Raw genomic sequence first — 21,464 nt, 5'->3', positions numbered from 1 at the left:
GTTAGAAAGCATTTAAAAATCGAGGGAGTGGTCCGCATGAAAAATTTAAAACGGTTATCTTTATTAATGGTCATGCTACTTGTCTATGTAACCGGCTGTTCGGGCGAAGCAGCAACAAACAATTCGAAAGAAGGAAAGGGAGACGGGCAAATCACTATTGGGGTTTCGTATCAAAATTTACAAAATGAGTATATCGTCGCACTTCAGGAATCGTTACGAGAAAATGCGAAGGCTTCGGGCGTTAAATTAGTAGAGTCAGACGGATTGGGAAAAGCTGAAAATCAAATTAGCCAGGTTGAAAATTTCATCAATCAAAATGTCGATGCTATTATCATTAACCCTGTCGACAAAAATGGAAGCGCTCCCGCTGTTGAGATGGCAGCTGCAGCTAAAGTCCCCATCATCACCATTCTTTCTGTTGTCGCAAATAGTGACAAAGTAACAGCACATGTGGGATCAGACGATGTAGAAGCAGGGAAAATTGAAATGCAATACATTGCGGATTTATTGAAGGGGAAAGGGAATATTGCAATTATCCATGGACCGAACGGTCAATCAGCGGAAATTAACAGAACGGAAGGGAATTATGCAGTCCTAAAAAGCTATCCCGATATAAAAGTTGTCGCTGAACAAACTGCTAACTGGTCTCGTGCGGAAGCACTTGCCTTGACGGAAAACTGGCTGCAAACACAAGAACTTGATGCTATTATCGGTCAAAATGATGAAATGGCATTAGGTGCTTTAAAAGCATTGAAAGCCGCAGGAAAATTGGAGGAAACGAAAGTCATCGGTATTGACGCTATTCCGGATGCTCTCAAATCAGTTGAATCAGGAGATCTCTCAGCTACTGTATTTCAAGATGTTCAGTCACAAGGAAAACTCGGAATTGAAGTTGGATTGAAAGTTGCCAAAGGTGAACAGGTAGAGAAAGAAAACTTTGTACCATTCCAACTAGTGACGAAGGAAAATGTTACTGATTTTACAGAGAAGTAATTGAATACGGTGAAAAGGTGGAATGCCTCTACTAACGGTAGAAAGAAGGGATAAACGTTGACAGATATATGTATTAGCTGTGAAAACGAACTGACCGTGATGGAGAAAAACAGAAGTGAATGCTGGGCATGCAGGGACAAGATACATGAAACGTATTCTGAAGAGATAAAGGAAGAGTCATGACGCTGATCCAATTGTATTGATGAAAGAGAAAATAAGGAGGAGACGTTCATGTTTAGTTGTTCACATCATGTGATTCAAGTGTTGAAGTCTTTATATCTTCCACATGTAAAAAAAGTTTCCATCAAGAACATATCGTGCCGCTACTGTGCTCGAACAGCACGATATCATTTCTATTAATTTTTCTTTCGAACAAACAATAAAAGGAAGCGGAGCAGAGGCGAATAAAAAATCAGGAGGAGTATATGAGATATAGAAAATGGAACGGAACTGAGTTGGAGGTATCGGAAGTGTGTTTTGGAACGTGGCCAATTTCTGGTCATGGAATGGGGAAGGTCGACGAGAAGGATGCCTGCAGTGCGCTCACTCAAGCCATAGAAATGGGAGTCAATTTTTTTGATACGGCTGATATGTATGGATTTGGCTATGCTGAAGAGCTATTAGGGCGCTACGTTACCTCTAATAAAGATGCAATCATTGCAACGAAGGTAGGGGTGGAGTGGGATACAACAGGAAACTTGCGAAATAATTTACGAGCGGATTATATTATTCAAGCTTGTGAGGCGAGCTTAAAAAGACTTGGAGTGGATACTATTGACTTGTATCAGTTACATTGGCCCGATCCTGATACTCCGCTTGAAGAAACGATGACTGCCATGCAAAAATTGGTGAACGCGGGCAAGGTTCGGTATGTTGGGGTTTCGAACTTTTCTGCTGAACAACTAGAGGAAGCAAGCCGCTATATGCCGATTGCTTCTAATCAAATTGAATATCTTTTGCTCAATAGAAAGGCAGAAGATGATGTTATTCCTTATGCCGCTCAAAAGGGGATAGCTATTCTTCCTTATAAAGTACTTGGAAGGGGAATTCTGACAGGAAAGTTTAACGGCACACGTCAGTTTGAAAAAGGGGACTGGCGAAGTGAAGAAGATATCTTTCAGCAAGAGCAACTGCGCCGAAGTCTAGATGGAGTTGAAAAGTTAAAGTCAATTGCCTCCAGGTACGGATGTACAGTGAGTCAGCTTGTAATTGCATGGACATTGCGCTGGGAACATGTTCCTTCGGTTATTATTGGAGCGAAGAAGTCGAATCAGATTGCTGAAAGCTGTTTAAGTTCTGGAATTGATTTAGGCTCCGAATGTATAGAAGAAATCAACTCTATTTTCAGTCAGCGGGCAAGTGCACACTAGAAGTTTATATAGATATTTTTCTAGGAGAATTGAAAGGAGGGGAGACACAATGAGACCACCAATTGAACATCTTGTCTTCTTTACATTTAAAGAAGGAACCAAGAAGGAACAAAAGGAAGAGCTAGTACAAAGATTCCGGTTACTTAATGGGAAAATAGCAGGAATAAAGGCAGTCGAGGCTGGTTTAAATACAACAGTTGAGCATGAGTTTGCTGATTATGAATTTGGAATGAGGATGCTGTTTGAAAATCGAGAAAGATTAGCTGCCTATCAGCTACACCCTGAACATTTGGAGATTGGAAGGCTTGTGAAAGAAATTGTGGAAAATGTGGCTGTTGTCGATTTAGAAATTTAATAGAAATGTTTTTATTAGATTAAGAGGAGGAACATCAAATGAAAAATGAACAAGTGTTAAATAACATTTTGGAGATTGCTATTCCTTTAAATAAACGTGTCAATCAGGAACCATTACGGGTGTTAAGCGAAGAAGATTGGAAGTTCTGGAAAGATAACGGATATGTCGTTATTAAGGAAGCGGTTCCGAAAGAATATGTGGATCGGCTGGTAGAATTAATTTGGGAATTTGAAGAGAAAAATCCTAATGATCCTTCCACCTGGTATACAGCTCCAAGACGTGAAATCCAAATGAAGGAATTGATGAATACGGGGATGGTTGAATTATATAATCATCAATACTTATGGGATAATCGCATGTATGAAAAAGTATATCATGCTTTCGTCGATATTTGGGGAACGGAAAAATTATGGGCAAGTATTGACAGATGCAACCTCAATCTTCCACTAAAACCGGGACATGAGTATGAGAGTTTTATCCATTGGGATGTTGATACGTCATTAAATCCCATTCCGGTAAATGTACAGGGTGTTTTATCACTTGTGGACACTGATGCAGAAATGGGCGGGTTCCAATGTATTCCCGAATTGTATCGGGATTTTGATGAATGGGTCAAAACACAGCCAAATGACAGAGACCCGCATAAACCGGATACGACGGGATATACACCGACGAAAGTAGTGACTAAAGCAGGTGACTTACTTATTTTTAATAGTATGCAGCCGCATGGCATCCGCCCAAACCATTCAACAAAACCACGTTTGGCCCAATATATTTCTATGTTTCCGGCACAAGAGCATAACGAGTCGTTGCGTCAAACGAGAATCTCATCGTGGAGTGAAAGAATTCCACCAAGCGGAAAGGCGTTTCCTGGTGATCCTCGAAATTGGGAGCAAACGAAGTACCAACGTGCGGTCCTCACAGAACTAGGGGAGAAACTGCTTGGTCTTCAAAAGTGGTAAATAATGATCTTATATATAGGAATTGTTAAGGAGTTGCGATAGCAGCTCCTTTTTTTAATTCAAGCGCCAACTTAGAAATCGAATAGCGTAACAAATGAACCTAATCAGGGCAAATAAACAGCTTAAATTAGAGATAGGGAAACCATCTCGAACCTTAATATTTATATGTAAATTAAGGATTTGCAAAAAGAAAGAAAGTCTCCAGGGCAGGTTTGTTTTTCAACAGAACGACCGTTCGAAAAAACATGGTATAATAAGAGCACCTTATTATATGAATAGGAGAAGACCATGAAAGTCATCATAGCTGAAAAACCAGATCAAGGGGCAAAGCTCGCTGCTCCTTTTCCAATGAAACGACATAAAGAATACATTGAAATTTTGCCGAATGAGTGGTTTCCAAAAGGGGCCTATGTGACATGGGCTATCGGGCATTTGTGTGAACTGAAGCAGCCGGAAGAATATAATGCAGAATGGAAGCGCTGGTCGATGAATGCACTTCCAATCATTCCTGAATCGTTTCAGTTTAAGGTGACAAGGACGAAGGCAAAGCAATACAACGTTGTGAAAGAACTGTTAAAAAGACCGGAAGTAAGCGAAGTCATCATTGCGGGAGATGCGGGTCGTGAAGGGGAGCTAATTGTTCGGACAATTATTCAATTGAGCGGTGCTCGTAAACCGATGAAACGACTTTGGATTTCATCGTTGACAGAAAAAGCGGTAAAAGACGGCTTTGCCAAGCTGCTCGATGAAGAGAAGACAAAGCCGATTTACTATGAAGCATTAAGCAGAGCCTGTGCAGATTGGCTTGTCGGGATGAATGCGTCTCGTGCCTATACCCTGCTTTTACGTCAAAAAGGAGTCGAAGATGTCTTTTCGACAGGAAGGGTTCAAACCCCAACGCTCGCGCTCATCGTAAAAAGAGAAAAAGAAATCGAAAACTTTAAATCAGAACCGTTTTGGGAAGTTGTAGCAACGTTTAAGATGGATGGGAAAATGTATAACGGAAAGTGGCATAAAGAGGGAGAAACACGTTTGCACGACGAAGCACTGGCACAAAAAATTATGCAGTTTTGTAAAGGAAAAGAGGCAGTGGTTGATTCGGTCGAAAAAGAGCGGAAAGAATTTCAGCCTCCGTTTTTGTTTAACTTATCTTCTTTGCAAGCGACTGCCAATAAAATGTTTAAGTTTTCTCCACAGAAAACACTTGAAATTGCCCAGAAATTATATGTAAAAGGAATTATTTCGTATCCTCGTTCTGACTCGAGTTATGTGACGAGGGAAGAAGCGGCCATGTTTCCAGAGATTTTGAAAAAAATTAGTCAGCTTGATGCATTTAAAGCTCATTTTCCAGTGCCGTTTTCCTCGATTATGAATAATAAACGTTACGTCAATGAAAAGAAGGTAACGGACCACTATGCGATCATCCCGACGGAACAAGTGACAGATCCGGCGAAAATGTCGGCAGAGGAACAGAAAATCTATACGCTCATTGTTCAAAGACTAATCGCAGCTCATTACGAGCAAGCAATCTTCGATTATACAACGATACACACGATCGTTGAAGGAAGAGCAACATTTCTGTCTAAAGGAAAAGAACAAATACAAGAAGGTTGGCGTAAAGTTATATATGGAGGCAAGAAAGAGAAGGAGCAAGAATCTGAAGAAGAGGAACAAGATTTGCCTTCCTTGCAAGAAGGGGAGCAAGGTGCTGTACAAAAAGCAGAAGTAAAAGCAGGTAAAACCCAGCCACCGAAACGCTATACAGAAGGGCAACTTATTACACTAATGAAGACAGCCGGCAAGCATTTAGAAGATGGTGAGCTGATGAAAGTGCTCAACAAAACGGAAGGATTGGGGACAGAAGCGACAAGAGCTGGAATCATCGGTGTTTTAAAAGATCGGAAATATATTGAAATTAAAAAGAACCAAGTGTTCGCGACGAATAAAGGCAAGGTTTTGATTGAATCGATTGGAACGAGCATTTTAGCTTCGCCAGAAATGACAGCAAAATGGGAGCAGCGGCTTCATGAAATCGGAGAAGGAAAAGCGTCTCCAAAAGAATTTATGGAGCAAGCGAAGAAACTGTCGATGAAGCTAATTGAAGATGCTGTAAAGCAAAGTGAAACATGGTCTTTTGAAGGTTTTGACCTCACTGAATTTAAAAAGAGTAAAAGTGGAAAAAAAGGAAAAACAACCGGAGCGAAAGTCGGAAGATGTAAAAAATGTGAAGGAGATGTAATCGACAAAGGAAGTTTTTATGGTTGCAGCAACTATTCGACTACGAAATGCAATTTTACTATTTCTAAAAAGATTTTAGGAAAAACAATCTCTCAAGCAAATGTGAAAAAACTGCTGGCAGATGGTCAAACTGGTGTTATTAAAGGGTTTAAAAAAGGTGACAAAACATTTGATGCGAAATTAGAATGGGGAGAAGATAAAATCAAATTTTTGTTTAATGATTAGTAAGATGACTATAATGGAAAAAGAGGTTGAACCATGTTATATATGTTGTTCGTGTTTTTAGGGGCATGCAGCTATGGCGTTCTGTCGACTTTTGTGAAGCTTGCTTATGGAAAAGGATTTATGGCGAGTGGCGTCATTGGCAGTCAACTTTTTTTCGGTTGCCTTATGCTTTGGTTTGGGGTATCGATGTTTTCTCGAGTAAAAGTAGATGGTAAATCAATAGCGAAGTTGATGGCGGTCGGTTTGACCGTTTGCATGACAAGTATCTTCTATTATTACTCATTACTGACTGTTCCAGCCTCAATTGCTATCGTCCTTTTATTTCAATTTACGTGGATTGGTGTGCTGTTAGAAGCGTTCGTTGAGCGAACTGTCCCGTCATGGGAGAAAGTTGTGTCAATCGGAATTTTAACAGTGGGAACCTTTTTGGCAGGAGGCGTATTTGAACAAAACGAATTGTCGTTACATACAAATGGAATCATATTTGGATTGCTTGCAGCGTGCACGTTCGCTTTGTTCATTTTCTTCAGCGGAAGAGTAGCGCTTCACGTTCCATCCTTAAATCGGAGTGCGTGGGTGGCAGCCGGATCATTGCTTGGCGCGTTTGTCATTTTACGGCCATCTTTTTTGACAGATGGGTCATTGCAGGAAGGACTGTGGTTGTATGGTGCGCTGCTTGGTTTATTTGGACTGCTTATTCCGACGCTCTTGTTTGCCATTGGTGTTCCTCAAATTGGTTCTGGATTAGGGACGATTTTAGGAGCGGCAGAACTGCCGATGGCTGTTTTCATGTCTAGCCTTGTACTGAAAGAGCTTGTCACGTCGCTTCAATGGGTTGGGGTGGTGCTCATTTTACTTGGCATTGCCTTTCCGCAATGGATAGTCTATAAGCGAAAAAAAAGAATGCTAGTTTCTTAAAGTATATAAATCGATCTAGAAAATTCGACATGACCGTTCTTTGGTCATGTCGAATTTTCTAGACTTAAGCGGCTGACACCTCCTTTGCGGGGGTGGAGCCATTCGCATAGGTGAACCTTTGAAGGCTGATTTAAGTGGGCTGCCTAATCATTATAAATGTTCTCGAAGCAAATGAAGGTGTGCCGAATTATTAAGTGGAATATATAGATGAAAAAAGGGTCTTGTGTGAAGGAGTTTGTCCTTAAAAGGCGAATTTATTGTATATAATGCAAAAGAAAACAACTAATTGAAAGCGTTTTCTATAAAAGTTGATACGATGTCATCATTTTAGAAAATTTAGAATATTATGTATTGACATTGGATTTTCCGACACCTATAATCAAGGTAGAAATGGAAACGAATCAGTTAGTTTTTGAAAGGAGGTTTAGGGGGCATGCAAATACTGGACACAGTGATTGTTACAGGATATGCAAAGGCTCCACAGGGAACTTCCATGTATGAAATGTATAAGCATGCAGGAATTGTACTCGAAGTGGATCTGAAAGAACATAAAATCGTCGGAGCTGAATTCACATTCGTAACCGAGTTAACTAAAAATTATTTTCAAAAACTGCTGATAGGCTACTGTCTTGAAGATGGAGTAGAACCGTTAATTGAACGAATTCAAAGCTTTTATTTTGCTCCTTCTCAGCAAGCAATCATTGTGGCTCTTCAAGCCGCAGTTCAACGCTATTGGGACAATGTGAAGCAAAAAAATACATAACGTTTGGTTATAATAAAGTGGAGAGATGACCTCTTTCCATGGTCTTATTAAAACCGAGCAAACGTGGACTCTTTAGAAGGAATGTTCGTGATGACATTCTTTATAGAGGCTACACGTTTTGCTCGGTTTTTTTACGTATCCGAACGGTTAATGAATCAAAACAATGGAGAGGAAGGGGATGGAAGATGAGCAAACTGATGACATGCGAAGAAGCTGTAAAAAAAATCAAAAGCGGCTCACGAATTATGGTGGGGGGATTTGGACTTGTCGGTTGCCCTCTTCATTTAGTGGAAGCGTTGTCCAAAGAAAAAGTGAAAGAGTTGGAGATTATTAGTAACAATCTTGGGGAGCCAGGAAGAGGTCTTGGTGTATTGGTACGACAAAAGCAAGTGAAAAAAGCGATTGGCTCTTACTTTACGTCGAATCCGGAAGTAGTAGCTGCTTATCAAAATAAAGAACTCGAAGTGGAATTACTGCCGCAGGGAACGATGTCTGAAGCGATTCGAGCAGGCGGAGCAGGTTTAGGAGGTTTTTATACACCGGTGGGCGTCGGAACGAAAATTGCGGAAAAGAAAGAAGAACGGATGTTAAATGGAAAGAAATATGTTTTTCAAGAGCCGTTGCGAGCGGACTTTGCGCTAGTTAAAGCGAAAAAGGCGGATCGATTTGGAAATCTCATCTACAGTAAGTCAGCCCGAAATTTTAATCCGATGATGGCAACGGCCGCTAATGTGGTCATTGCTGAAGTAGACGAAGTGGTAGAAGTCGGTGAACTTTCTCCAGAAGAAATTGTCACACCTCATGTATATGTTGATTTTATTGTAGTGAAGGGAGGAGATGAGTATGGGGATTAAAGAATACATTGCGGCCAGAGCAGCAAAAGAGCTGCAGGATGGAGACATTGTCAATTTAGGGATTGGCATTCCGACTTTGGTCGCTGATTATATCCCGGCAGATGTGCCAGTGTTTTTACACTCAGAAAACGGGATTCTTGGTGTAGGACCGACACCCGAGCCAAATCAGGTAGACAAAGATTTAGTTAATGCTGGAAAACTGCCTGTCACGATATTGGAAGGGTCCTCCTTTTTTGATAGTGCATCTTCTTTTGCGATGATTCGAGGAGGGCATGTGAGCGTTTCAATTCTCGGGGTATTGCAAATTGATGCAAAGGGGCGAATTGCGAACTGGGCGGTACCTGGAAAAAGCGTGCTCGGTGTAGGGGGAGCGATGGACTTATTAGAGGGTTCAAAAAAAGTCATTGTGACAACGCTGCATACGACAAATAAGGGAGAGTCCAAGATTGTAGAAGAATTAACTTATCCCATTACGTCAGAACGGGCAGTCGATATGATTATTACGGATTTAGCAGTATTTATAGTGAAGGAAGAAAAGTTGTATTTAACGGAGTTGGCTCCCGGAGTTTCGCTTGAAGAAGTTCAGCAAAAAACGGATGCTCCCTTTTATATTGGAGAATCATTCAATCCGAGTAATGAGGTGACCTTATAATGATGGTCATTGTGAACGCATTCCGCACCCCCATTGGCAAATACGGCGGGGCTTTGACCAATACATTGCCAGAAGAGCTTGTATCGCTTCTGATGAAGAATAATCTTTCATTTTCTGGTCACGGTGCTCATATTGTGGAGGAAGTGATTGTCGGCCAGACAAAACAGAGCGCTCATGCACCGAATATTGCAAGAGTTGCTTCATTGAAAGCTCAGTTCCCAGAATCTATTTCTGCTTATACCATTCATCGTCAATGCGGATCCGGTATGCAAGCTATTATCAACGGAGCGATGTCTATTTTAACAGGTCAGGCCGAAGTCGTGCTGGCAGGAGGGGTCGAAAGTATGTCACAGGCGCCTCATTATACTGTCGGCACAAGGTTTGGATTGAACATGGGGGATATGGCGCTATATGACTCTAATACAGAAAGTCAGCCGAAGTCGCAGCCAGAAGACTTATATGGTCGGTTTACAATGGGGCAAACAGCAGAATGGTTAGCGAAGAAATACCATATTAGTCGACAGGAGCAAGATGAATTTGCTTTCAATAGTCAGTTGAAAGCAAAACGGGCTATGGATCGCGGCCGGTTTGAAGATGAAATCATTCCTGTCCCTGTACAAGAAGGAAAGAATGGATTTACGCATTTTGCAATCGATGAACATCCAAGGTTGACCCATGTCGAAAAATTGTCGTCGTTACGTCCTGTGTTTCAAAAAGACGGAACGGTTACAGCCGGCAACTCATCAGGCAGAAATGATGGTGCGTCGATGTTGCTGTTAATGTCAGAAGAAAAAGCAAAACAGCTTAAAGTTGTTCCAATGGCGAAAATTCGTTCTTTTGCAGCAACGGGCGTATCACCGAAAGAAATGGGCATAGGTCCGGTCCCTGCTTCTGAACAGGCGTTAAAAAAAGCAGGTCTTCGATTAGAAGAAATCGATTTGATTGAGTTGAATGAAGCGTTCGCTGCCCAAAGTCTCGCTTGCTTAAAAGAGTGGGGAATAAAAGGGGATAACGTCAATGTAAATGGCGGTGCCATTGCTTTAGGTCATCCGCTCGGCTGTTCAGGGGCAAGAATTATTACGACATTATGCCACGAGCTGGAAAAGCAAAAACAGCAATATGGACTTGCAACCATTTGTGTGGCAGGTGGATTAGGAATGGCAATGGTGGTGGAAAGATGGACGGAATAAAAAAAGACTATGTGTTTCATCGTGATTTCAAAAGAAAGTACCCAATTATTACCCATGGTGAAGGGGTCTATCTTGTAGATGAACAAGGAAAGAAATATTTGGATGCGTGTTCCGGAGCGGTTGCGGCTAATTTAGGTCATGGGCTTGCTTCAATTGGAGAAGCGATGGCGGAGCAGGCGAAAAAAGCGGCGTTTGTTCATACGATGAGGTTTGAAACAAAAGTCTTGCATGAACTCGCTGAAAAAATCGGAAAAATGGCTCCAGAACGGTTAAATACGGTTTATTTTACAACTGGCGGCTCGGAAGCGAATGAAAGTGCGTTAAAGCTGGCAAGGCAATATCATCGAGATGCCGGCAAGCCGCAAAAACATCTTGTCATTGGACGCTGGCAATCGTATCACGGGAACACGTTGGGGGCTTTATCAGCAGGAGGAGATGTGAAACGAAGGCACGTGTATACTCCTACTCTCTTAAACTGTGCCCATGTCTATTCTCCATACTGTCACCGATGTCCTTATCACCGCGAACAAGATGAATGTGTGGCGAAACAAAACTGGACGTGTGTAACTGATATTGAACGGACCATAGTAGAACTTGGCCCTGAGAATGTATCGGCCTTCATTGCTGAGCCGATTGTCGGAAGTCAGCAAGGGGCAGTACCGCCGCCGCCAGGTTATTTCAAGAAGGTTCGCGAGCTATGTGACCGCTATGACATTCTTTTAATTATCGATGAAGTGATGACAGGATTCGGGCGTACCGGAACGAACTTTGCCATTGAACAGATTGGAATAGAAGCGGACATCATGACCTTTGGAAAAGGAGTCTCTGCCGGCTATGCCCCGCTTGCTGGGATGATTGTCCATGATCGATTAATTGAAGGGCTTATTCAAAACAGCGACGGAAAATTCGTTCATGGGTACACGTATAGCGGACATCCGGTCGCAGTAGCAGCAGGGCTTGCTGCTTTGGACGTATATGAGCGGGAACGGGTGCTGGAAAATGTGAAGGAGCAAGGACAATATTTGTTAGACAGACTGTTGATATTGAAACATAAACATTCTTATATAGGAGATGTTCGGGGGCGAGGGCTATTAATTGGAATAGAGCTCGTCAAAGATCGCAGCAACGATGAGCTTTTTCATCCATCTGAAAAAGCGGCAGAACGGTTGAATACCATTGCGATGGAACTTGGGGCGGTCTTTTATCCAGGGGCTGGTTCCATTGACGGCATAAAGGGTGAGCACTTCATTGTGAGTCCTCCTTTAACTGTTACGAAAGCGGAAGTGGATGAGATTGTACGAGTGTTGGACGAATCGCTAACGATATTGAAAGAATGGTTAAGAAAGGATGGGACAGATGAGATTACAAAATAAAACAGAAGAAATTCAAGAGAAAGCGCGCAAACATTTATCACCTGTTATGACGAGAGTGACAGAACTCGTTATTGAGAAAGCGCACGGTGCTAAGTTTTGGACGACAGATGGCAGGGAATACATCGATTTTGTATCAGGAGTGGCGGTCAATGCGGTCGGTCATACGAACGACAAAATGGTAAAAGCCATTACAAAACAGGCCGAAAATTTAATTCATCTGGGCTTGAACTACGGCTATTATGAGACGGCGGCGAATTTGGCTGCTAAGCTTGCAGACATTGCCCCAGGAAATTTAGATACGGTATTTTTTTCAAATTCAGGTGCAGAAGCAATCGATGGTGCGCTGAAGTTAGCGAAAGTGGCGACAGGCAGACCGGCAGTTATTGCTTTTGAAGGGTCGTTTCACGGACGGACGATGGGGGCCACAGCAATTACGGCATCAAGCTCGAAATATCGCCGTTATTATGAACCGATTTTAGGGGAGGTGTATCATGCGCCATATCCATATCCAAGTCAATTGAAAAACATTAAGGAAGATGAAGTAGAAGAGTATTGTTTAAACCAGCTGCAAAAATTATTTGATTTGCGTGTTGACCCGTCCCGTGTAGCGGCCATCATCATTGAGCCGGTCATGGGAGAAGGCGGGTATTATCCGGCACCTTCAAGCTTCCTGCAGGCATTGAGAAAAATGACAGAGCATCATGGCATTTTGCTCATTTTTGATGAGGTGCAAACAGGGTTTGGCCGGACCGGAAAAATGTTCGCAGCAGAGCATGCCGGCGTGACACCAGATATTTTAGTGTTGGCAAAGGCGCTTTCCGGAGGAATGCCGCTTGGGGCAATTGTGGCAAGTCGTGCGCTTCACGAAAAATGGCCGATAGGCGGACATGGGTCAACATTTGGTGGGAACCCGATTTCCTGTGCAGCTGCTTTAGCCAATATTGAAGTGATCGAAGAAGAAAAATTAGTAGAACGAAGTGCACGGCTCGGTGGCGACATTGTGAGTAAACTGCAAAAATCGGTTGGCCATTTGCCAGGCGTCTTAGAGGTGCGTGGTGTAGGAATGATGATTGGAATTGAATTTGATCAGTCGTCTGCCGCGGTTGTTGTGCCAAAAATTAAGGAAAAAGCGTTAGAGCAAGGTTTGTTAATTATGAACTGTGGAGTAAGTGGGCAAACCATTCGTTTAATGCTTCCGCTCAACATTGAAGAAGATGTGCTGAATCAAGGGTTGACGATTTTAGAAGATGTCATGTCTGAAGTCCTGTCAGAGAATAAATGATTTCTGGCAAAAAAGGAGGCTATGTTTATGTCTAATCAAATGAAAGTAGAGATTCTTCAAGGAGATCTTTATATAGATGGAAAGTGGGTCAGCGATCCTGATCAGTCTTATTTCAAAAGCATCAATCCAGCGACAGGAGAACTTGTCGGCACATGTGCTTCTGCTACACCTGAGCAAGTCAATGAGGCAGTGATGAAAGCGAATGTGGCATACAGAAAATGGAAAAAGATGCCGATACCAGAGCGAGCGACGTATTTAACGAAAGCGGCTCAATTGTTTGAAGCGCGAAAAGGCGAACTTGCCCGAGTGATGACAATGGAAATGGGGAAAGTGCTGGCGGAGTCACTCGGCGAGGTTGGGGTAGTGAGTATGACTGCTCAATATATGGCAGGAGAGGGGCGCCGGCTTTTTGGAGAAACCGTTCCTGCTAGTTTTCAAAATCGAAATGTCCGAATGGTGCGAGAGCCGCTTGGGGTGGTTGCATGTATTACACCGTGGAATTTTCCGGTCGCGCTTGCTTCTTATAAAATTTTTTCCGCGCTCATTTCCGGTAATACCGTCGTATGGAAGCCGGCATCAGAGGTGGCTTTATCGGCTAAAATTTTCATGGAAGTGCTTCATGAAACTGGATTGCCAGCAGGAGTCGTTAACTTGGTTACTGGTTCTGGAAGAACAGTTGGTCAAACCGTTGCGGAGCATCCGGATGTGAAGGTCATCTCCTTTACAGGCTCAACAGCAGTGGGACAAAATTTGGCGGAGATGAGCAGCAAAACGCTCAAGCGTATTTCTCTTGAGCTAGGTGGGAAAAATGCGGTCATCGTGCTGAGCGATGCGGATTTGGATAAAGCGGCAGATGGAATTGTGAAATCGGCATTTACGACAACGGGACAGCGTTGTACAGCTGCGAGCCGAGTAATTGTCGAGCGCTCGGTTAAGGACGCTCTCCTGCAAAAAGTGATTCAATTAACTAAGAAGATGAAAATTGGAAATGGTTTAGAAGAAGGGAGCATCATTGGCCCACTTGTAAACGAAGAGCAACTCCAGACGGTAGAAAAATATGTAGAAATCGCCGTGGCCGAAGGCGGGAAAGTCGTACTAGGAGGTCAGCGTGTTAAAGCGTTAGGAGGGTTCTATTATGAGCCGACCATTATTGATCATGTGAAGTGTAACGACACGATTGCCCAAGACGAGATTTTTGGTCCTGTATTAGCTATAATCGAAGTCGATTCGTACGAAGAAGCGATAGAGGTAAATAACGGAACGATTTATGGATTATCGACGTCTGTTTACACCGAAAGTCTTCATTATGCTCATCGTGCTGCAGATGAGGCGGTGAGCGGACTTGTTTATATTAATAACGGGACGTCGAATGCTGAAATGGGTGTCGCGTTCGGCGGGATGAAGATGTCAGGGAATGGGCACCGCGAAGTATCCTATCATGCTTTTGATGTGATGACCGAATGGAAATCAATTTATACGAACTACTAACAATGATGCGGGGGATAAGGAGAGGAACTGATGAAGCCATATCGTATAGGAATTGCGTTCTTTTACCATGAATCTCACAGTTTCAGTCCAATGAAAACAGAAATGGAGCAATTCCGGGATGAGGGATATTTTATAGGTGATGAAATTTATGATGTTTACACCGGTACGAAAACGGAAGTGGGCGGCTTTTTAGATGTGCTGACAAAAGAGAAGGATGTGGCCATTGTCCCGCTTCTCTGTGCTGCCGCGATTCCATCGGGAATTGTTTCAACGGAGGCCTATACCAGTATCGAAGAGCAAATGCTCACAGCCATTCGCGGTGCAGGGAAACTTGATGGGATACTGCTTGCTTTGCATGGTGCGATGGTTGTGGAACATTTATTTGATCCAGAAGAACATTTGCTTGGAAAAATCCGCGAACTGATCGGTCCTGATGTGCCCATTGCGACAACGTTGGATATGCATGCAAATCTCAGTCGAAAAATGATTGAGTATACGCCCCTTCATTTCGGATTTAAAACATATCCACATGTTGACATGTATGAGCAAGGCGTTCATGCGGCAAAAGCGTTAATCAATGGACTTAAAACTGGCCTTCAATATTATGCCTTTTTTGAAAAGCTTCCGATGATGCCGCCATCGATTAATATGAGAACGGCAGAAGGACCGATGCATAAAATGATGGAACACGCTAAGTACGAAGAACAGGACGAAGGAATTTGTCATGTGTCCGTTTTTGGCGGATTTCCATATTCGGATATTCCAATGGTCGGAGCAAGTGTGCTCGTCGTTGCATTCGACCCAGTAAAAGGAGCGAAAACGGTTCAAAAGCTGGCGGCGTCATTTTGGAAAGTACGAGAAGACTTCATCATCGATTTGCCAAATGTGAAAGAAGCACTTGCTCTCGCGCTTGCAACAGAAACAGATAAACCTGTGGCGCTTGCAGATATTTCCGATAATCCGCTAAGTTGCGGGAGCGGGGATACAACAGAGTTGTTGAGAGAGATGGTAAAGCTGAACATTCCGAATTCATTGTTTGGCGGGCTTTATGACCTAGAATCAATGGAAGCTTGCCAGCAAGCAGGAGTAGGAAGTGAGGTTGAGCTAGCGCTTGGCGGTAAAATATCGCCTGAGTTCGGAAAACCGGTTCGTGTCCGTGCAACGGTTGTGGCGCTATCCGACGGGATTTTTCATAACTCGGGTCCATTTAATCAGCATTTGCGAGTTGATTTAAAGGGAGCGGCACATATTCGGATTGGTGAAATGGATGTATTACTAGTTGGAAGGCCGATGTCTGCGAATGATCCGGAAATGTTTCGGCACATTGGTCTTGAGCCATCGACAAAGAGAATTCTCGGATTGAAGGCGAAAAATCATTTTCGCGCGGCGTTTGAACCTATTGTTGGCCGCATTATTTACGTGGATGCACCAGGGGTGGCGTCGAACCGTTTGACGACATTTACATATCGTCATATTCCAAGGCCGATGTGGCCGTTAGATGATTGTGAATGGAAGGCAGAACAGGAGGGGATGGAAACATGGGAACGGTAGATAAAGCTTATTATGTAGAAGTGCCGACTTCACTAACTCCAGAGCAGCAAAAGATGATGATCGAGCTCGAAAAAGATGCCTTTCCAGGAATCGGTGCGATAGACGAACAGACACTTGTTCCATTGGCACGCTACGGAAAACTTATTCAATATCGGCAACAAAATGATCCAAGACCGATAGCAATTTGTGAACTGTTACGGGCATACCACGATATTCATAAAGCATACATTTTCGGATTTTACGTCCGCTCCGATCAACAAGGAAAAGGAATTGGAAAACTGTTTTTGCAAGACATTTTTCCCATCTTAAAGCAAGACGGTTTTCATAAAGTATGCTTAACGGTCAATGTTGCCAATCAAGCTGCTGTTAAACTGTATGGAAAAATGGGATTTGCCATTGTAGAGACGAGACAGAATGAGTTTGGCGAAGGGGAAGACCGCTATTATATGGAGCGTACTATTTAAACAGAGAGAGACAAATGGGAGAAACGATGAGAAACACAACATTTGGGAGGGGTATATGATGAAAAATAATTTGTACAAACCGAAAAAACATTGGAAAGATATTGAATTATGGCAAGACGTTACAGACGAGCAGTGGAATGATTGGGTTTGGCAATTGACGAATACAATCAAAAACTTGGAAGATTTGAAGAAAGTCGTCAATTTAACGTCGGAAGAAGAAGAAGGCGTGAAAATCTCCACAAAAACAATCCCCTTAAATATTACGCCATATTATGCATGGTTAATGGATGCTGATGATTCGAGATGCCCGGTTCGGATGCAATCGGTCCCGATTTCACAAGAGCTGCATAAAACGCGCTACGACTTGGAAGATCCGCTTCATGAAGATGAAGATTCTCCAGTACCTGGTTTAACACATCGTTATCCAGACCGCGTGTTGTTTCTCGTAACAAATCAGTGTTCAATGTACTGTCGTTACTGTACGAGAAGGCGTTTTTCCGGACAAATTGGGATGGGTGTACCGAAGAAACAATTGGACACAGCCATTAATTATATCGCTTCCAACCCACAAATTCGCGATGTGTTAATTTCAGGCGGTGATGGTTTGTTAATTAATGACAATATTTTAGAGTACATTTTAAAAAATTTGCGTGAAATCCCGCATGTTGAGATTATTCGCATCGGCACACGAGCACCTGTCGTATTCCCTCAGCGTATTACCGAAAACCTTTGCAACATTTTGAAGAAATATCATCCAGTTTGGTTGAATACACATTTTAATACATCCATTGAAATTACAGAAGAATCAAAGCGTGCCTGCGAAATGCTGGCTAATGCGGGTGTACCAGTCGGCAATCAAGCTGTTATTCTAGCTGGCATCAATGACAGTGTGCCAATTATGAAGCAATTGATGCATGACCTCGTCAAAATTCGTGTTCGTCCATACTATATTTATCAATGTGATTTATCGGAAGGAATTGGTCATTTTCGGGCACCTATTTCAAAGGGGCTGGAAATTATGGAAGGGCTTCGTGGCCATACGTCAGGTTACGCAGTACCGACGTTCATTGTGGATGCGCCTGGAGGAGGCGGGAAAATTCCATTGCAGCCGAACTATATTATTTCTCAAAGTGCTAATAAGGTTGTACTGCGCAATTTTGAAGGTGTTATCACATCTTATCCGGAGCCGCAAAATTATCAACCAGGCAGTGCTGAAGATTACTATAAAAAGGTTTATCCAGAAGTTTTCGAAAAATTTGAAAGTACTGGCGTTCTTTCTATTATTGACGATACGAAATTCAATCTGACCCCAGAAGGGTTAAAGCGCTTAGACCGACGCAAAACATATCATGAAAATCCAGAGCACAGCTCGCTGAAAGATAAGCGTGATAAGCGGGATGAACTAAAAGAGAAGAAATTCCAAGCACAAATGAATAAATACGAAACAGCAGGAGCAAAGGAGGAATAATAGTGACTTGCCAATGGTGCGAATCCAAGACGGCTGATGAAACGAGTAGCACAGTGTATTGGGAGCTTCCGGACGGAACGAAAGCGATTGAGATTAAGGATACACCATCAATTCATTGTTCGGAATGCGGGATGACGTATCAAACCGATGATACGGTAAAAGAAATTGAAGATCAGTTGTTTTTAATTGATACATCCAAACTCGAAAAAAGCGTGACGTACGAAACGCTTATGGCTGTTCCGCGTTTGTTGAAGCGAAATTATTTCGATTTTTCACAGTAAAAAAGTGAATTTTCCTTCTTAATAAGAGGGGAGATTCACTTTTTTATTATGTACATTTCATTCACAAGCGGTTCTTTACACCTCCTAAGTGGATGCATAGAGGTTCATGTAAATAATTTGGCATGACCGCTCTTTGGTCATGTCGAATGTTCTAAATCGATTTATATAGTTGCTTTGCTTTTCGATTTTTGAAACTTTCCTACCCATTCATCCGTAAAATATTTAAAGAAATAGAAAGGAAGCTTAAAAATATGACCGTATTGCGAAAGAATGCTGCCGGCCTTTTGGCTATTCTGTTTTTATTGGCTGGCAAGCTGAAATGGGTGCTTGCACTCTTTAAATTTGCTAAACTATCAACGCTCGTTTCCATGCTCCTCTCGTTTGGTGCATATGCGATGCTGTATGGGTGGAAATTTGGGGTTGCCCTTATTTATCTTTTATTTGTGCATGAAATGGGGCATTTAGTCGCGGCGAAGCGAAAAGGCATTGCCACATCTCCGGCTGTCTTTATTCCGTTTATGGGAGCGGTCATTGGCATGAAGGAACTCCCTAAAAATGCAAAAGATGAAGCTTATATTGCATATGGGGGACCGTTATTCGGCTTGCTTTCATTTTTGCCGGCGGTACCGCTTTATATGTGGACAGAAGATCCATTTTGGGCGATGGTTGTCGGATTAGGCGCGTTGCTGAATCTCTTTAACCTTCTTCCAATCTCTCCGCTGGATGGAGGACGGATTGTGACTGTCTTATCTACGAAAATATGGTTTGTTGGACTTTTAGCATTAATTCCACTCATGATTCTCGACCCGAGCGCTATTTTAGTTTTAATTTTTATCGTTGGACTCATTACGTGGTGGCAGCGTGTACGAGAAAATTATGAACGAGCTGTTACGGAAGAAGAGTTAACGGTGTTGGCAGAAATTCAATCTGTCTATGCACGTATGGAACAAACGAAAAGTATGTATGAACCTGTTCGTTCAGAAGAATGGAACGAGTATAAAGGCCGAATGTGGGCTGCTTATCGATTAAAACGAAAACAAGTTCAGCTTCAAGCTGAAAAGGTGAAATCCTTCCATATTCCATTCATTCAAGATGAAAAGAAGAAAGAAAAAGCACGTTTGCAATTCCAACATGAACAGTATCAACAGCTGATTCGTGTATTAGAAAATGAAAATGAGTGGGAAAAAGATTACGAAGAAATGATTCAAACCCAGCAAGAGATAGAAGAAAGAAAGAAAAAAATCGAGAAGCTCAAAACGTATTATTTAACAACGCCAAAAGAGAAATGGCTTGGTTTACTTGCTTATTTATTACTGCTTGTCATATTAGGAGGATTTTATCTGTACGGAACGAATATCATGACGGAAGCAGGACCATTTATAAGCTAACCATTTTAAATAAGCTATTAAGCTGATGAGGGACCTGTCATGGGAAAGTGTACTTGTATGCTATTCCAATGACAGGTCCTTTTTAACAATTGGAGTAATTCAATCCTTTCCCAAATGAAGGAAGGGTGTCTTTTCTTTCTTATTATAAAATGAACGGTTAACATGAAAGATTATCAAGTTAACCGTTCATTTTGCTGAGGCGGTCTGAAAAGGGAGATGTAGCCTTACTTTTTCTCTGTTTTATCATTTTGATCTTTATTATGCTTATTCCCTTTACTGTTATCTCCGCTTGTAATTTCGGCTCCCATTTCGACTAATTGGTGCTGGAGCTTTGGGTTGCTTTGATTTTGACTTCCGCGGTTATATTTTTTCGTCATCGTTTGTTTCACTCCTCTTCAAAAGTAGGCAAAGCATCTAAGTTATTGGAACGATCATGATCTGGATTACTGCGGATGTATGTTTCCCCATCCTGCCTGTAAATGTATTGACACCTTCAATCAAACCGGCTTCAACTTGCTCCAGTGCTTTATCATACGATAGAATTCGTCCTGAAGATGTTTTAAATTGCTGTAAATCACTATCGGCCTTTTTTTGCACGGCAATAAAGGTTTTTTTCATCCAACGTCATCCCCTCCTGTTCTACATTAGGTTGAGGTGTTCGCGGTAAAATTATGCATGAAAAGGGTTTGAAGAGAGTAGGAGCGAATAGATGAAAAATAAGAAAGGAGTTGACAAGGATGAAGTTTGAATGGCATAAGGAAGCGAAAAAACAATGGGATGGCCGAGCTGATTTTTGGGCGAAAAACAGTCAAGAGATGTGGACGGAAGGAAGCCGAAAGACCATCATCCCGTTTTTGAAACCATACATCAAACAAGGAAGCATGATGGTAGATGCAGGATGCGGAGATGGATTTGGTTCATATTTATTGGCAAAGGAACAATATGTCGTGACAGGTGTCGATTTGTCAGATGAAATGATTGAAAAAGCGAAAGCTAACATGAAGGCCGATTCTTTAACGTTTGTACAGGGGGATTTGACGAATCTTCCGTTTCAGTCTAGCTCTGTTGATGCCGTAATGGCGATTAATTCGTTGGAATGGACGGAAAAACCGATTGACGCTTTGAATGAATTAAAACGAATTGTGAAAGAAAAGGGCCATGTATGCGCGGGAATTTTAGGACCGACGGCGCATCCTCGAGTGAACAGCTATCGCCGCCTTTACGGAGAAAAGGTTATCATGAATACAATGATGCCATGGGAATTCGAGCGATTGGCGGAAGAAAATGGCTGGGAAGTGGTTGGAGGCCATGGTGTGTATAAGCGAGGAGTCGATGAGAACATGCTCGCGAACTTATCAAAGGAGTTGCAGCAATCATTAACATTTATGTGGGTATTTATGTTGCAAAAGACATCAAGCTGACGAAACAAGTCATGTAGTATAAAAGAAAGGATTCGCATTTGATTAGAGATTTTCTCCATAACGTACACTTTGTACGGGGAGGAAATCTCTTTTTTTCGTTTACATGAAATTTACATGAAGTTAATGAAAGTTTACATGTAGTTCATTTTGGTTTAACTTTTGTTTTATATATTTATACATGTGAAACAAAACTAAATAAAACTAAAACAAAAAAACGGAGGAGAAACA

20 protein-coding genes and 1 pseudogene are annotated in these 21,464 nt (G+C 42.2%); 19 read left to right on the top strand and 2 right to left on the bottom strand.

Features of this window, described 5'->3' with window-relative positions; all coding sequences use genetic code 11:
* Nucleotides 1-36: 36 nt before the first annotated feature.
* From ACXAEO_RS13875 to ACXAEO_RS13790, 18 genes are all read left to right on the top strand, one after another.
* A complete protein-coding gene (locus ACXAEO_RS13875; protein ID WP_474882004.1) occupies nucleotides 37-993 on the top strand; it encodes a substrate-binding domain-containing protein in 957 nt (318 codons plus the stop codon).
* Between the two features lie 425 nt (nucleotides 994-1,418).
* Entirely contained in the window at nucleotides 1,419-2,363 is a 945-nt protein-coding gene (locus ACXAEO_RS13870) for an aldo/keto reductase (RefSeq protein ID WP_474882002.1), read from the top strand.
* A gap of 49 nt (nucleotides 2,364-2,412) precedes the next feature.
* Entirely contained in the window at nucleotides 2,413-2,718 is a 306-nt protein-coding gene (locus tag ACXAEO_RS13865) for a Dabb family protein (protein WP_474882000.1), read from the top strand.
* A 38-nt stretch (nucleotides 2,719-2,756) separates the two neighbouring features.
* Nucleotides 2,757-3,680 (top strand): phytanoyl-CoA dioxygenase family protein, encoded by a 924-nt coding sequence (locus ACXAEO_RS13860; protein WP_474881998.1) that lies wholly within the window; start codon nucleotides 2,757-2,759, stop codon nucleotides 3,678-3,680.
* Nucleotides 3,681-3,968: 288 nt separating this feature from the next.
* Nucleotides 3,969-6,143, top strand: a complete 2,175-nt coding sequence (locus tag ACXAEO_RS13855; protein WP_474881997.1) for a DNA topoisomerase III — start codon at nucleotides 3,969-3,971, stop codon at nucleotides 6,141-6,143.
* Nucleotides 6,144-6,176: 33 nt separating this feature from the next.
* Nucleotides 6,177-7,061, top strand: coding sequence for an EamA family transporter (locus ACXAEO_RS13850; protein WP_474881995.1), 885 nt, complete (start codon nucleotides 6,177-6,179; stop codon nucleotides 7,059-7,061).
* Between the two features lie 433 nt (nucleotides 7,062-7,494).
* Nucleotides 7,495-7,824, top strand: a complete 330-nt coding sequence (locus ACXAEO_RS13845; protein WP_028396613.1) for a DUF3870 domain-containing protein — start codon at nucleotides 7,495-7,497, stop codon at nucleotides 7,822-7,824.
* Between the two features lie 185 nt (nucleotides 7,825-8,009).
* Nucleotides 8,010-8,678 (top strand): CoA transferase subunit A, encoded by a 669-nt coding sequence (locus ACXAEO_RS13840; protein WP_474881992.1) that lies wholly within the window; start codon nucleotides 8,010-8,012, stop codon nucleotides 8,676-8,678.
* Complete coding sequence (locus tag ACXAEO_RS13835; protein ID WP_474881989.1) at nucleotides 8,668-9,330, top strand: 3-oxoacid CoA-transferase subunit B; 663 nt, start codon at nucleotides 8,668-8,670, stop codon at nucleotides 9,328-9,330. The genes ACXAEO_RS13840 and ACXAEO_RS13835 overlap by 11 nt, the downstream gene beginning before the upstream one ends.
* Entirely contained in the window at nucleotides 9,330-10,520 is a 1,191-nt protein-coding gene (locus ACXAEO_RS13830) for a thiolase family protein (protein ID WP_474881986.1), read from the top strand. The genes ACXAEO_RS13835 and ACXAEO_RS13830 overlap by 1 nt, the downstream gene beginning before the upstream one ends.
* Nucleotides 10,508-11,893, top strand: coding sequence for an aspartate aminotransferase family protein (locus ACXAEO_RS13825; RefSeq protein ID WP_474881983.1), 1,386 nt, complete (start codon nucleotides 10,508-10,510; stop codon nucleotides 11,891-11,893). The genes ACXAEO_RS13830 and ACXAEO_RS13825 overlap by 13 nt, the downstream gene beginning before the upstream one ends.
* Nucleotides 11,877-13,175 carry an aspartate aminotransferase family protein gene (locus ACXAEO_RS13820; protein ID WP_474881981.1) on the top strand — a complete coding sequence of 433 codons (1,299 nt, stop codon included), beginning with the start codon at nucleotides 11,877-11,879 and terminating at the stop codon, nucleotides 13,173-13,175. Before ACXAEO_RS13825 ends, ACXAEO_RS13820 begins: the two co-directional genes overlap by 17 nt.
* Nucleotides 13,176-13,202: 27 nt before the next feature.
* Nucleotides 13,203-14,663, top strand: coding sequence for an aldehyde dehydrogenase family protein (locus tag ACXAEO_RS13815; RefSeq protein ID WP_474881978.1), 1,461 nt, complete (start codon nucleotides 13,203-13,205; stop codon nucleotides 14,661-14,663).
* A gap of 30 nt (nucleotides 14,664-14,693) precedes the next feature.
* Nucleotides 14,694-16,214, top strand: coding sequence for a M81 family metallopeptidase (locus tag ACXAEO_RS13810; RefSeq protein WP_474881975.1), 1,521 nt, complete (start codon nucleotides 14,694-14,696; stop codon nucleotides 16,212-16,214).
* Complete coding sequence (locus ACXAEO_RS13805) at nucleotides 16,202-16,678, top strand: GNAT family N-acetyltransferase (protein WP_474881973.1); 477 nt, start codon at nucleotides 16,202-16,204, stop codon at nucleotides 16,676-16,678. The genes ACXAEO_RS13810 and ACXAEO_RS13805 overlap by 13 nt, the downstream gene beginning before the upstream one ends.
* Before the next feature lie 58 nt (nucleotides 16,679-16,736).
* Nucleotides 16,737-18,146, top strand: a complete 1,410-nt coding sequence (gene kamA / locus ACXAEO_RS13800; RefSeq protein ID WP_474884163.1) for a lysine 2,3-aminomutase — start codon at nucleotides 16,737-16,739, stop codon at nucleotides 18,144-18,146.
* 2 nt (nucleotides 18,147-18,148) lie between these two features.
* The gene (locus ACXAEO_RS13795; protein WP_474881970.1) at nucleotides 18,149-18,427 is read left to right on the top strand and encodes a YokU family protein; all 279 of its coding nucleotides are present in this window, start codon (nucleotides 18,149-18,151) and stop codon (nucleotides 18,425-18,427) included.
* Nucleotides 18,428-18,678: 251 nt separating this feature from the next.
* The gene (locus ACXAEO_RS13790; RefSeq protein ID WP_474881968.1) at nucleotides 18,679-19,815 is read left to right on the top strand and encodes a site-2 protease family protein; all 1,137 of its coding nucleotides are present in this window, start codon (nucleotides 18,679-18,681) and stop codon (nucleotides 19,813-19,815) included.
* 224 nt (nucleotides 19,816-20,039) lie between these two features.
* Here the strand turns inward: ACXAEO_RS13790 and ACXAEO_RS13785 are convergent, their stop codons facing one another.
* Together ACXAEO_RS13785 and ACXAEO_RS13780 are read right to left on the bottom strand one after the other, a co-directional pair.
* Nucleotides 20,040-20,192, bottom strand: a complete 153-nt coding sequence (locus ACXAEO_RS13785) for a hypothetical protein (protein ID WP_474881966.1) — start codon at nucleotides 20,190-20,192, stop codon at nucleotides 20,040-20,042.
* An 86-nt stretch (nucleotides 20,193-20,278) separates the two neighbouring features.
* Nucleotides 20,279-20,433, bottom strand: a pseudogene (locus ACXAEO_RS13780) (DUF3892 domain-containing protein); the annotation flags it as partial.
* Between the two features lie 119 nt (nucleotides 20,434-20,552).
* Here ACXAEO_RS13780 and ACXAEO_RS13775 point away from each other — a divergent pair.
* Nucleotides 20,553-21,236 (top strand): class I SAM-dependent methyltransferase, encoded by a 684-nt coding sequence (locus ACXAEO_RS13775; RefSeq protein ID WP_474881964.1) that lies wholly within the window; start codon nucleotides 20,553-20,555, stop codon nucleotides 21,234-21,236.
* Nucleotides 21,237-21,464 lie beyond the last annotated feature (228 nt).

The organism is Bacillus sp. ABA4_010 (assembly GCF_056159105.1).
The sequence above is the reverse complement of the archived record's forward strand: the minus strand, read 5'-3'. Positions and strand labels throughout refer to the sequence as shown.